This window comes from Enterobacter sp. PI-10, assembly GCF_027947695.1.
Lineage (GTDB): Bacteria > Pseudomonadota > Gammaproteobacteria > Enterobacterales > Enterobacteriaceae > Enterobacter > Enterobacter vonholyi.
The window spans coordinates 404,423-416,394 of sequence record NZ_JAJNOG010000001.1; the positions used below are offsets into that span (position 1 = coordinate 404,423).

An 11,972-nucleotide genomic window follows, 5' to 3' on the forward strand; every position below is an offset into this window, starting at 1 on the left:
AGAAGCTTATTTTTCGCGCTGAGTGGGGAACGACCACTCAACGTATAGTCTGTCCATGCTTCCCGACAATCGAGAGGGCAGGAGATCCCGCCCCTGTTGTTCTAATTAGTTAAGAGCCTTGTCATTTGGAGATTTGAACAGTGCTTTCATGTCCTCAGACAGTTCAAAATTCATGTTCAGGTTTTTCGGTGGAATCGGGTTCTTGAACCATTTGTCGAACCATTTTTCCGCTTCGCCGGAGGTCTGCACCTGAGCGATGGTGTCATCGATCAGCTTTTTAAACTGCGGATCGTCTTTACGCAGCATACAGCCGTAGGCTTCTTTCGACTGCGCGGTACCGACGATATCCCAGTTGTCTGGTTTTTTCGCTTTCGCACGCTCGCCCGCCAGCAGGGCGTCATCCATCATAAACGCGACGGCGCGACCGCTTTCCAGGGTACGGAAGGAGTCGCCATGGTCTTTCGCGCTGATGATGCGCATGTCCATTTTCTTCTCGTCGTTCAGCTTGTGGAGCAGCACTTCTGACGTGGTACCGGAGGTCACGACAACCGCTTTACCTTTCAGGTCAGCGAAGTCTTTGATCTCACCGCCTTTCTTCGTCAGCAGGCGGGTACCCACGACAAAGATGGTGTCAGAGAAAGCAGCCTGTTTCTGACGCTCCAGGTTGTTAGTGGTGGAGCCACACTCGAAGTCAAAGGTGCCGTTTTGCAGCAGTGGAATACGGTTCTGTGAAGTGATTGGGATCAGCTTCACCTGCAGGTCAGGTTTGTTCAGCTTTTTCTTCACGGCTTCAACGATGGCGTTGGAGTAATCCTGTGAATAGCCCACGACTTTTTGCGTGTTGTCGTAGTAAGAGAACGGGACAGAAGATTCACGGTGGCCGACCACGATAACGCCGTTTTTGGCAATCTTGTCGAGAGTACTGCCTGCTGCAGGCGCATCTTCAGCGTGAACCACGCCTGCAGACATTCCCATAACCAGCATTGCTGTGGCCAGTTTACGTAATTGCATACCCAACTCCTTTTTTATCAGCGTCAGCGACGCATTGATACCCATTGTGATGTTGTTATATCTCGCGCAATGCGAGTGCAGTGTTATGCAAGCTTGTTAACATTTAGTCTGGCTTAATGTAAAGATTTTGCTGCGTTATTGTTTATTTTTGCGAAGCGCGCCGCACCATTCAGAGGCAAATATCTCCCGTTGCACCGTTACGGTGCTACCGGTGATCTACGCTGGTGCGACAAAGTTGCACGTTAAGCCAAACTGCGTTTACCTGAATAAACAAAGCAATAGGCGTGCCAGTTTTAAGATTTGGGAGGGATTGCCGGGTAAGGCGTAGCCGCTACCCGGCAACAGAAGGGAAGGTTATTTACGACGCTGGCGCAGGCTCATCAGCACCGCGCCAAAGCCGAATAGCGCGGTCAGGATCCACAGCGGCCAGTTGCCGGTGCGCGCATATGGCGTCAGCCCGGTGGTTGGCGTGACATTCGTGGTCAGCACCTCTCGGGTAAACTGCGGGATCATCGCCTGGATTTCACCCTGCGGACCAATCACAGCGGTGATGCCGTTGTTGGTGCTGCGCAGCAGCGGACGCGCCAGCTCCAGAGAGCGCATACGTGCCATCTGGAAGTGCTGCCACGGGCCGATAGACTTACCAAACCAGGCATCGTTGGAGATGGTCAGCAGATAGTCTGTATCCGGGCGGAAGTTATCGCGCACCTGCTCGCCGAGGATGATTTCGTAGCAGATAGCCGCCGTCAGGGCCAGGCCGTGCGCGTGCAGCTGAGGCTGTACGTACGGTCCGCGGCTGAAGGAGGACATCGGCAGGTCGAAGAACGGGGCCAGCGGGCGCAGAATCGACTCCAGCGGGACAAATTCACCGAACGGCACCAGATGGTTCTTGTTGTATCGGTCAGTGGAGTGGTAGCTGTATTCGCTGTCTTTTCCGAGCGTAATGATAGTGTTGTAGGTGTCGTAGCGGTTCTGCTGATTCAGACGCGCATCGACAATCCCGGTGATTAGCGTGCTGCCACGAGAGAGCAGCAGGTCGTTCATCATGTTGAGGAACGGCTGCTGATTGATTTCCAGATCGGGAATGGCAGACTCCGGCCAGATAATCAGCTGCGATTTACCCATCACCTCTTCGGTGGCGTTGGCGTAGATCTTCAGCGTGTTCAGCAGCTCTTTCTCGTCCCACTTCATGGACTGCGGGATGTTCCCCTGAACCATGGAAACCTGCATGGCGCGCGCGGGCTCAGGCGTGAACCACTGGATATAGCGCAGCGGGAAGGGAAGGGCGAACAGCACCAGCGCCATAACCAGCGGCTTCCAGCCGCGCGTGACCAGCGCCAGGACCAGCAGGCCGCTCACCACCATCAGCAGGAAGTTGATGGCCTCAACGCCCATTACCGGCGCCAGGCCTTTAAGCGGGCCGTCAATCTGACTGTAGCCGAACTGCAGCCACGGGAAGCCGGTCAGCACCCAGCCGCGCAGGAACTCCGTGATTTGCCAGACCACCGGTGCGGCAATGGCGACGCGTAGCCAGCTGGTTTTGGGCCACAGGCGAGAAAGGATGCCGGCGAACAGACCGGTATAAAGCGAGAGATACGCGGCGAGCAGTACCACCAGGAAGACGTTTACCGGGCCAGGCATACCGCCAAACTGGGCGATGCTGACGTAGACCCAGTTAATACCTGAGCCAAACAGCCCCAGTCCCCAGAAGTAGCCGATAGCGGCAGCCTGTACCGGACGACGGTTCAGGGTCAGACCCTGAAGCCCCATCAGGGAGAGTATGGCCGCGGGCCAGATATCGTAAGGAGAAAAAGCCAGCGTACCGCTGGCTCCGAGTAACAGCGCCAGCAGCAAACGGACGCGCTGGCGTTCAAGCAATGGGGCAAATGCCATTTACATTAATCTTCCAGTTTTGGCACCGGTGAGTCGTCCGGCGTTCTGACGTGAACCTGTATAATACGTCGGCTGTCGGCCATTGCCACTTTGAACTGGTAACCGTCGATGTCAACGGTCTCACCGCGCGCCGGGAGATGACCAAAGGCCTGCATCACCAGCCCGCCAATGGTATCGACCTCTTCATCGCTGAAGTGGGTCCCGAAGGCGTCGTTGAAGTCCTCAATGGAGGCCAGCGCGCGCACGGTCCAGGTGTGGCGGCTGAGCTGACGGAAGTCGATATCCTCTTCTTCGTCGTACTCGTCTTCGATTTCGCCCACGATCAGCTCAAGAATATCCTCGATCGTGACCAGACCGGAAACGCCACCAAATTCATCAATAACAATCGCCATGTGGTAACGCTGAGAGCGAAACTCTTTCAGCATCCGATCCACACGTTTACTTTCCGGCACAACCACGGCCTGGCGTAACACTTTTTCCATGCTGAAGGCTTCGGCATCGCTGCGCATAAACGGCAGCAGATCTTTCGCCATCAAAATCCCTTCGATGTGATCTTTGTCTTCGCTGATGACCGGGAAACGCGAGTGGGCGGATTCGATGATCACATCGAGGCACTCGTCCAGGGTCTGGTTACGTTTCAGGGTTATCATCTGCGAGCGGGGGATCATGATATCGCGAACGCGCTGGTCGGCGATGTCCATAACCCCTTCGAGCATTTCGCGCGTATCTTCGTCGATAAGGTCGTTCTGCCCGGAATCACGAATCAGCTCCAGCAGTTCATCACGGTTTTTGGGTTCGCCGTGGAAAAGCTGGTTCAGAATGAGGGAGAAAAATCCCTTTTTACTGGTTGTCGTGTCGCTACTGTGTGAATTGTCGTCGCTCATGGCGTTTGTTAAGGGTTCTCTTGTTAGTTCAACGTTTACCGCCACGCGATATCCTTTCGTGGCGGCAGGGGAGTCAGTCAGGTGACGGACTATTCTTTCTCGGCAATGTACGGATCCTCATAGCCCAGAGCAAGCATTATCTCTGTCTCGAGGGACTCCATCTCTTCCGCTTCGTCATCTTCAATGTGATCGTAGCCGAGCAGATGCAGACTGCCGTGTACCACCATATGCGCCCAGTGGGCCTCAAGCGGCTTTTGCTGCTCTTTCGCTTCCTGTTCAACCACCTGACGGCAGATGATCAGATCGCCCAGCAGCGGCATCTCGATACCCGGCGGCGCTTCGAACGGGAAAGAGAGCACGTTGGTCGGCTTATCTTTCCCGCGATAGGTCAGGTTAAGCTCATGGCTTTCCGCTTCATCCACCAGGCGAATCGTAACTTCTGATTCTTCCTGAAACTGAGGAATAACGGCATCCAGCCATTTCTGAAACTGTGCCTCATCTGGCATGCCGGAATTGTCTTCACAGGCCAGCTGTAAATCGAGGATCACCTGACTCATTTCTGTTCTTGCTCCTGCGCTTCGCGCTTACGTTCTGCGGCCAGTTCGGCCTTACGCTTCTGATCCGCCTCTTCCCAGGCTTCATAGGCGTTAACGATACGCGCGACCACCGGGTGGCGTACCACGTCTTCACTATGGAAGAAGTTAAAGCTGATTTCGTCGACCTCGGCCAGCACTTCAATGGCGTGGCGCAGGCCTGATTTGGTGCTGCGCGGCAGGTCGATCTGGGTGACGTCACCGGTGATGACCGCTTTCGAGTTAAAGCCGATACGCGTCAGGAACATTTTCATCTGTTCGATGGTGGTGTTCTGGCTTTCATCAAGAATGATGAACGCATCGTTCAGCGTACGGCCGCGCATGTAGGCGAGCGGGGCAACTTCGATAACGTTACGCTCAATGAGCTTCTCGACCTTCTCAAAGCCCAGCATTTCGAACAGCGCATCGTATAAAGGACGCAGATACGGGTCGACCTTCTGGCTCAGATCGCCCGGCAGGAAGCCCAGCTTTTCGCCCGCTTCAACGGCCGGACGGGTCAGCAGAATTCGACGGATCTCCTGGCGTTCCAGCGCATCGACCGCCGCGGCAACGGCCAGATAGGTTTTACCCGTGCCCGCCGGCCCCACCCCGAAGGTGATGTCGTGGTCGAGGATATTGGCGATGTACTGTGCCTGGTTTGGCGTACGCGGCTTAATGACGCCACGTTTCGTCTTGATATTGATTGCCTTACCGTAGTCCGGAACGCTTTCCGCGCTTTGCTCAAGCACGCGCGCCTCTTTAATGGCGAGGTGAATTTGTTCCGGTTCGATATCCTGAATTTCGCCGCGCATGGGGGATGTATCCACATACAGGCTACGCAGAATGTCCGCAGCGGCGTTGACGCAGATAGGGCGCCCGGTAAGTTTGAAATGATTATCGCGACGATTGATTTCGATACCGAGACGTCGCTCCAGTTGTTTGATGTTGTCATCAAACGGCCCGCACAGGCTCAGCAGGCGAGCGTTGTCTGCTGGCTCAAGGCTAATTTCACGCGTATCTATGTTCAAACTGTTCCTCTTTAATTGGTTAACTGACCCGCTGCCACACGGCGCAATAAAACGGTCATTACCGAAATTATTCACGCCACAGAATAAAGGCGCAAGCGTTGCGGAAGATATTGGGGACGATGAGAGGAAATACAAGGCCTGCCGGAAGGGCAGGCCAGAAGGATTATGGCTGGTAAATCCCAACGCCAGAATCATTTTCTTTGCGAGTACGAGAGATGACGGATTCCGGTGACTCGGCAATACGCAGGCCCATTTCGTCCTCGGTGCGGACCACTTTCGCGCGCAGCGAGTTGGTCAGCACTTCGATAATCTCGACGTCCACAAACTTACCGATCATATCCGGGGTGCCTTCAAAGTTCACCACGCGATTATTTTCGGTACGACCAGAGAGTTCCATAATGCTCTTGCGGGAGGTGCCTTCCACCAGAATGCGCTGAACGGTGCCGAGCATGCGGCGGCTCCAGGCGTTGGCCTGCTGGTTAATACGCTCCTGCAGAATATACAGACGCTGCTTTTTCTCTTCTTCCGGCACATCGTCAACCATATCGGCCGCCGGTGTCCCTGGACGCGCAGAGAAGATGAAGCTGTAGCTGACGTCAAAATTCACTTCACCGATGAGCTTCATGGTGCGCTCGAAGTCATCAGCGGTTTCGCCAGGGAAGCCGACGATAAAGTCAGAGCTAATCTGGATATCCGGACGCGCTTCACGCAGCTTGCGGATGGTGGACTTATATTCCAGCACCGTATGCGGGCGGCCCATCAGGTTCAGCACGCGGTCAGAGCCGCACTGAATCGGCAGGTGCAGGAAGCTCACCAGTTCTGGCGTATCGCGATAGACGTCAATGATGTCGTCGGTAAACTCCATCGGATGGCTGGTGGTAAAGCGAATGCGGTCGATGCCGTCAATCGCGGCCACCAGGCGCAGCAGCTCGGCAAAGCTGCCGGTCGTGCCGTCGTAGTTCTCACCGCGCCAGGCGTTAACGTTCTGGCCCAGCAGGTTCACTTCGCGCACACCCTGCGCGGCAAGCTGTGCGATTTCAAACAGAATGTCATCTGCCGGGCGGCTGACCTCTTCACCACGGGTGTACGGCACCACGCAGTACGTGCAGTATTTGTTGCAGCCCTCCATGATGGAGACGAAAGCGGTTGGGCCATCGGCTCGCGGCTCAGGCAGGCGGTCGAATTTTTCGATTTCCGGGAAGCTGACGTCAACGACCGGGCTACGGTTGCCGCGAACCTGATTGATCATCTCCGGCAGGCGGTGGAGGGTCTGAGGACCAAAGACAATATCCACATACGGGGCTCTCTGGCGGATCAGCTTGCCTTCCTGCGACGCGACGCAGCCGCCCACCCCGATGATCAGGTCCGGATTTTTTCGTTTGAGAAGTTTCCAGCGTCCTAATACGTGAAAGACTTTTTCCTGCGCTTTTTCACGAATCGAACAGGTGTTCAGCAGCAGCACGTCCGCTTCTTTCGCATTTTCAGTCAGCTGGTATCCGTGGGTGGTATCCAGCAGATCGGCCATCTTGGATGAATCGTATTCGTTCATCTGACAGCCCCAGGTTTTTATATGGAGTTTTTTAGTCATCGACTTGCTCAGCTCAGGATTGCAAGCCGCGTATTGTAATGCTTTGGTGGGGTTGTGACCAGTATGAAGGTTGTGTGTCTCAGGACCGCAAAAATCCGGTAAACTTAAGGGATTCTCCAATAAGGAAAATTGACCATGACACTCCTACACACCGAAGTTGCCGTTGTCGGCGGCGGTATGGTCGGCGGCGCGCTGGCGCTGGGGCTGGCGCAGCAGGGATTTGAGGTAACGGTAATCGAACAGGCGGCTCCGCCAGCCTACGATCCCGCCAGTAAACCGGATGTGCGCATTTCCGCTATCAGCGCGTCGTCCGTCGATCTGCTACGCGGGCTGGGCGTCTGGGAGGCGGTGCTGGAAATGCGCGCGCACCCCTATAGCCGCCTTGAAACCTGGGAGTGGGAAAATGCCCACGTCGCGTTTGATGCCGCTGAGCTGAAGCTGCCGCGCCTGGGCTATATGGTGGAAAACAACGTGCTCCAGCGGGCGCTCTGGCAGTCGCTGGAGGCGCATCCGCAGGTGACGCTGCGCGTGCCTGCGTCGCTTAAGGCGCTGCATCCTCACGAGAGTGGCTATCTACTGACGTTCGATAGCGGCGATGAGCTGGCCGTGAAGCTGGTTATCGGGGCGGACGGCGCCAACTCGCAGGTCAGACAGATGGCGGGTATCGGGGTGCATGCCTGGCAGTACGAGCAGTCCTGCATGCTGATTACCGTCCAGTGCGAGAATGCGCCGGGCGAGAGTACCTGGCAGCACTTTACCCCGAACGGCCCGCACGCCTTTTTACCGCTGTTCGATAACTGGGCGTCGCTGGTGTGGTACGACAAACCGGCGCGCATTCGCCAGCTGCAGGGGCTTTCAATGGAACAATTGCAGCGGGAAATTCTGCTGCATTTCCCGAGCCGTCTGGGCAACGTCACGCCGGTCGCCGCAGGGGCATTCCCGCTCACGCGTCGTCATGCGTTGCAGTATGCCCGTGAAGGGCTGGCGCTGGTGGGCGATGCGGCACACACCATTCATCCGCTGGCCGGGCAGGGTGTCAACCTGGGGTATCGTGACGTCGATGCGTTACTGGATGTGCTGGGCAGCGCCCGCGAACACGCGGAAAACTGGGCCAGCCATCAGGTCCTGAAGCGTTATCAGACGCGACGCATGGCGGATAACTTTATCATGCAGTCGGGAATGGATCTGTTCTATGCCGGGTTCAGCAATGATTTAGCCCCGGTGCGCATTCTGCGTAATATTGGATTGATGGCAGCGGAGCGTGCCGGTGGTCTGAAGCGTCAGGCGCTGAAATACGCCCTGGGACTTTAATATTGATGCCCTCTCCCCGTGGGAGAGGGCATCAGGCTACTCGATTCTGAACAACAAAAACAAAAAAGCCCGCAGAGCGGGCTTTTTTGTTACTAAGTGGCTGGGGTGCAGGGATTCGAACCCCGGAATGCTGGTATCAGAAACCAGAGCCTTACCGCTTGGCGACACCCCAATTGCGTTAAACAAACTGCTTAACGACTTTTTAAATTGGCTGGGGTACGAGGATTCGAACCTCGGAATGCCGGAATCAGAATCCGGTGCCTTACCGCTTGGCGATACCCCAACAATTTGTCTTGATTACCGAAAAATCGACAATCTTAATTTGGTGGCTACGACGGGATTCGAACCTGTGACCCCATCATTATGAGTGATGTGCTCTAACCAACTGAGCTACGTAGCCAGTACTGCAATCTTCGATGGCTGGGGTACCTGGATTCGAACCAGGGAATGCCGGTATCAAAAACCGGTGCCTTACCGCTTGGCGATACCCCAATACCGCGGAGAACCGCAAAATCGAAGAAATATGGCTGGGGTACCTGGATTCGAACCAGGGAATGCCGGTATCAAAAACCGGTGCCTTACCGCTTGGCGATACCCCATCCGTGCAACGCTTACCCGGGAATGGTGCGGGAGGCGAGACTTGAACTCGCACACCTTGCGGCGCCAGAACCTAAATCTGGTGCGTCTACCAATTTCGCCACTCCCGCAAAAAAGATGGTGGCTACGACGGGATTCGAACCTGTGACCCCATCATTATGAGTGATGTGCTCTAACCAACTGAGCTACGTAGCCATCTTTTTTCGCGTTACCTTATCGGCGTTGCGGGGCGCATTATGCGTATAGACCCTTGCAGCGTCAACACCTTTTTCAACGAAAATAGCCGGAATGTGACTGTTTGGTTAGGTTGCGAACAGCGTGACCGAATATTCGGCAATTATTGGTTATTAATCAGATTTAGGCGGTGAAATGTGAGGCAAAAAAAACAGGCCCCTGAGGGGCCTGATTGCGATCTAGGTGATTACTTGTAGGCTGACTGGTGAACGCCTACCGCGCGTCCTGATGGATCGTTCATGGATTTGAACGATTCATCCCATTCAATCGCTTTGGCAGAAGAGCAGGCGACGGAAGGGCCACCCGGTACGCACTCCGCAGCACTCGGCACCGGGAACAATTCTTCAAAAATTTCACGGTAGAGATACGCTTCTTTCGAGCCCGGCGTGTTGTACGGGAAGCGGAAGCTTGCGGTTTCCAGCTGTTGGTCAGAAACCTGTTTCGCAGCGACCTCTTTCAGGGTGTCGATCCAGCTATAACCTACACCATCGGAGAACTGCTCTTTCTGACGCCATGCCACGCTCGCCGGCAGGTAGGATTCAAAACATTCACGCAGGATATGTTTTTCCATTTTGCCGTTGCCACACATCTTGTCCTGCGGGTTGATGCGCATTGCCACGTCGAGGAATTTCTTATCCAGGAACGGCACGCGCGCTTCTACGCCCCAGGCAGACATTGCTTTGTTGGCACGCGCACAGTCGAACATGTGCAACGCCTGCAGCTTACGCACGGTCTCTTCATGCAGCTCTTTAGCGTTTGGCGCTTTGTGGAAGTACAGGTAGCCGCCAAACACTTCGTCAGAACCTTCACCGGAGAGCACCATCTTGATGCCCATCGCCTTGATCTTACGCGACATCAGGTACATCGGCGTTGAGGCGCGGATGGTGGTCACGTCATAGGTTTCAATGTGATAGATCACATCGCGGATCGCATCCAGACCTTCCTGCACGGTGAAATGAATTTCGTGGTGTACGGTGCCGAGGTGGTTTGCCACTTCCTGCGCGGCTTTTAGATCCGGTGCCCCTTCCAGACCCACGGCAAAAGAGTGCAGCTGTGGCCACCAGGCTTCTGAGCGCTCCTGATCCTCCACGCGACGAGCCGCAAATTTCTTGGTAATGGCCGAGATCACGGAGGAGTCCAGGCCGCCGGAGAGCAGCACGCCGTAAGGTACGTCTGACATCAGGTGGCTTTTCACGGAATCTTCCAGCGCCTGACGCAGCTCGGCTTTGTCCGTGACGTTGTCTTTTACCGCGTCGTAGTCGAACCAGTCACGCTGGTAATACTGACGGATCTCGCCGTCTTTGCTCCACAGATAGCTGCCTGCCGGGAACTCTTTAATGGTGCGGCAGACCGGCACCAGGGCTTTCATCTCAGAGGCCACGTAGAAGTTGCCGTGCTCATCGTGACCCATGTACAGCGGGATAATACCGATATGGTCACGGCCAATCAGATAAGCGTCTTTTTCGCTGTCGTACAGGGCAAAAGCAAACATACCCTGCAGGTCGTCCAGGAACTCGGGACCTTTCTCCTGATACAGCGCCAGGATCACTTCACAGTCAGAACCGGTCTGGAATGCGTAGCGGTCGCCGTATTCGGCGCGCAGCGCCTGGTGGTTGTAGATCTCACCGTTGACAGCCAGCGCATGCGTTTTTTTCTCGTTATACAGCGGCTGTGCACCGGCGTTGACGTCAACAATAGACAGACGTTCGTGAGCCAGAATTGCTTTGTCACTGGCGTAAACGCCTGACCAGTCCGGGCCGCGATGGCGCATCAGGCGGGACAGTTCGAGTGCCTTTTTACGCAGTTCGCCCGCGTCAGTTTTAATATCCAGTACGCCAAAAATTGAACACATAACCTTCTCCGTTAACCCTGTTGCTTTGTAATGTTGCTTGCTTATGAAAATGCCGCAAAGGGGCAGGGCGCGCAAGCGTTTTACGGGTGAAAACGGAAATAGTGCAATAGTGATTGCGGAATAGTGAAAAAAGAGTACGCCATGAGTTCTTTTATTGATGATTATGCAGTGAAATGTGCTTTTTGTTAGATGGAGTTTTATTTGTGTAGGCCATAAATGAAAAACCACGCCCTGAGGCGTGGTTCGGTATCAGATGATGTCAATTTCATCGACGGAGGGGTAAATCCAGCTCGGCCGGAACGGCATCGAATCAATGTCATCAAGTTGAGAGACGCCGGACAGGACCAGAATCGTCTCCAGACCCGCCTGGAAACCGGCCAGAATATCGGTGCGCAGGTTGTCGCCGACAATAACGGTTTCTTCAGAGTGGGCCTGCATCTTGTTGAGCGCGGCACGAATGATCCACGGGCTCGGTTTACCGACCACGAACGGCTGACGCCCTGAGATTTTCTCGATACCGGCGCAGAGCGCGCCGCAGGCCGGATAAAAACCACGGCCATGCGTATCCGGGTTGGTGGCGATAAAGCGCGCACCGCTGGCGACAAAGTATGCTGCTTTATGCATCATCTCCCAGTTAAAGGAACGCGTCTCGCCGACAATCACAAAGTCCGGGTTCACGTCAGTGATGGTAAAGCCTGCTTTGTAGAGCTCGTGTATCAGCGCACCTTCACCTACCACGTAGGCTTTCTTTCCTTCCTGACGCTTCAGAAAATCCGCCGTGGCCATCGCCGAGGTATAAAACACGCTGTCCGGGACGTCGACGCCTGCGGTGGCAAAGCGGTTTGCCAGATCCTGACCGGTTTGAGAAGGGTAGTTCGTGAGCAGAACCAGTGGCATTCCTTTGTCGATGATACGGTGAAGAAACTCCGCAGCACCCGGCACGGCAACGTTGTCGTGCATCAGCACGCCGTCGATATCACAAATTACGTTCTTAATGGTCAT

Annotated in this window: 9 protein-coding genes and 7 tRNA genes; 1 reads left to right on the top strand and 15 read right to left on the bottom strand. The window is 55.1% G+C overall.

The window, feature by feature from the left end; translation table 11 throughout:
- Positions 1-105 precede the first annotated feature (105 nt).
- The 6 genes from LRM19_RS02000 to miaB all read right to left on the bottom strand — a co-directional run bounded on the left by LRM19_RS02000 (position 106) and on the right by miaB (position 6,976).
- Complete coding sequence (locus tag LRM19_RS02000; protein ID WP_023334902.1) at positions 106-1,011, bottom strand: amino acid ABC transporter substrate-binding protein; 906 nt, start codon at positions 1,009-1,011, stop codon at positions 106-108.
- Positions 1,012-1,365: 354 nt separating this feature from the next.
- The gene (gene lnt / locus LRM19_RS02005; RefSeq protein ID WP_271367141.1) at positions 1,366-2,904 is read right to left on the bottom strand and encodes an apolipoprotein N-acyltransferase; all 1,539 of its coding nucleotides are present in this window, start codon (positions 2,902-2,904) and stop codon (positions 1,366-1,368) included.
- Positions 2,905-2,909: 5 nt separating this feature from the next.
- A complete protein-coding gene (gene corC / locus LRM19_RS02010; RefSeq protein WP_021242574.1) occupies positions 2,910-3,788 on the bottom strand; it encodes a CNNM family magnesium/cobalt transport protein CorC in 879 nt (292 codons plus the stop codon).
- Positions 3,789-3,877: 89 nt separating this feature from the next.
- Positions 3,878-4,345: an rRNA maturation RNase YbeY gene (ybeY, locus tag LRM19_RS02015; protein WP_008501052.1), complete on the bottom strand. Its 468-nt coding sequence runs from the start codon at positions 4,343-4,345 to the stop codon at positions 3,878-3,880.
- Complete coding sequence (locus LRM19_RS02020) at positions 4,342-5,388, bottom strand: PhoH family protein (RefSeq protein ID WP_008501053.1); 1,047 nt, start codon at positions 5,386-5,388, stop codon at positions 4,342-4,344. Before LRM19_RS02020 ends, ybeY begins: the two co-directional genes overlap by 4 nt.
- Before the next feature lie 163 nt (positions 5,389-5,551).
- Positions 5,552-6,976, bottom strand: a complete 1,425-nt coding sequence (gene miaB, locus LRM19_RS02025; protein ID WP_111964387.1) for a tRNA (N6-isopentenyl adenosine(37)-C2)-methylthiotransferase MiaB — start codon at positions 6,974-6,976, stop codon at positions 5,552-5,554.
- Positions 6,977-7,111: 135 nt separating this feature from the next.
- Here miaB and ubiF point away from each other — a divergent pair, with 135 nt between their 5' ends.
- Positions 7,112-8,287, top strand: a complete 1,176-nt coding sequence (gene ubiF / locus LRM19_RS02030) for a 3-demethoxyubiquinol 3-hydroxylase (RefSeq protein ID WP_127730045.1) — start codon at positions 7,112-7,114, stop codon at positions 8,285-8,287.
- A gap of 97 nt (positions 8,288-8,384) precedes the next feature.
- Here the strand turns inward: ubiF and LRM19_RS02035 are convergent.
- The 9 genes from LRM19_RS02035 to nagD form a co-directional block, all read right to left on the bottom strand.
- Positions 8,385-8,459, bottom strand: a tRNA-Gln gene (locus LRM19_RS02035).
- A 36-nt stretch (positions 8,460-8,495) separates the two neighbouring features.
- Positions 8,496-8,570: transfer RNA gene (locus LRM19_RS02040), tRNA-Gln, on the bottom strand.
- Between the two features lie 40 nt (positions 8,571-8,610).
- Positions 8,611-8,687 (bottom strand) — tRNA-Met (locus tag LRM19_RS02045).
- A 17-nt stretch (positions 8,688-8,704) separates the two neighbouring features.
- A tRNA-Gln gene (locus tag LRM19_RS02050) sits at positions 8,705-8,779 on the bottom strand.
- A 32-nt stretch (positions 8,780-8,811) separates the two neighbouring features.
- Positions 8,812-8,886 (bottom strand) — tRNA-Gln (locus LRM19_RS02055).
- A 23-nt stretch (positions 8,887-8,909) separates the two neighbouring features.
- Positions 8,910-8,994: transfer RNA gene (locus LRM19_RS02060), tRNA-Leu, on the bottom strand.
- Between the two features lie 8 nt (positions 8,995-9,002).
- A tRNA-Met gene (locus LRM19_RS02065) sits at positions 9,003-9,079 on the bottom strand.
- Positions 9,080-9,305: 226 nt separating this feature from the next.
- Positions 9,306-10,970: an asparagine synthase B gene (gene asnB, locus LRM19_RS02070; RefSeq protein ID WP_010428626.1), complete on the bottom strand. Its 1,665-nt coding sequence runs from the start codon at positions 10,968-10,970 to the stop codon at positions 9,306-9,308.
- A 249-nt stretch (positions 10,971-11,219) separates the two neighbouring features.
- On the bottom strand, positions 11,220-11,972 hold the full coding sequence (gene nagD, locus LRM19_RS02075; protein ID WP_023310763.1) for a ribonucleotide monophosphatase NagD: 753 nt from the start codon (positions 11,970-11,972) through the stop codon (positions 11,220-11,222).

Bases quoted from the DNA above. Each gene is read 5' to 3' on its own strand.
- LRM19_RS02000 (WP_023334902.1), bottom strand. From the start codon at position 1,011: ATGCAATTACGTAAACTGGCCACAGCAATGCTGGTTATGGGAATGTCT.
- lnt (WP_271367141.1), bottom strand. From the start codon at position 2,904: ATGGCATTTGCCCCATTGCTTGAACGCCAGCGCGTCCGTTTGCTGCTG.
- corC (WP_021242574.1), bottom strand. From the start codon at position 3,788: ATGAGCGACGACAATTCACACAGTAGCGACACGACAACCAGTAAAAAG.
- ybeY (WP_008501052.1), bottom strand. From the start codon at position 4,345: ATGAGTCAGGTGATCCTCGATTTACAGCTGGCCTGTGAAGACAATTCC.
- miaB (WP_111964387.1), bottom strand. From the start codon at position 6,976: ATGACTAAAAAACTCCATATAAAAACCTGGGGCTGTCAGATGAACGAA.
- ubiF (WP_127730045.1), top strand. From the start codon at position 7,112: ATGACACTCCTACACACCGAAGTTGCCGTTGTCGGCGGCGGTATGGTC.
- asnB (WP_010428626.1), bottom strand. From the start codon at position 10,970: ATGTGTTCAATTTTTGGCGTACTGGATATTAAAACTGACGCGGGCGAA.
- nagD (WP_023310763.1), bottom strand. From the start codon at position 11,972: ATGACCATTAAGAACGTAATTTGTGATATCGACGGCGTGCTGATGCAC.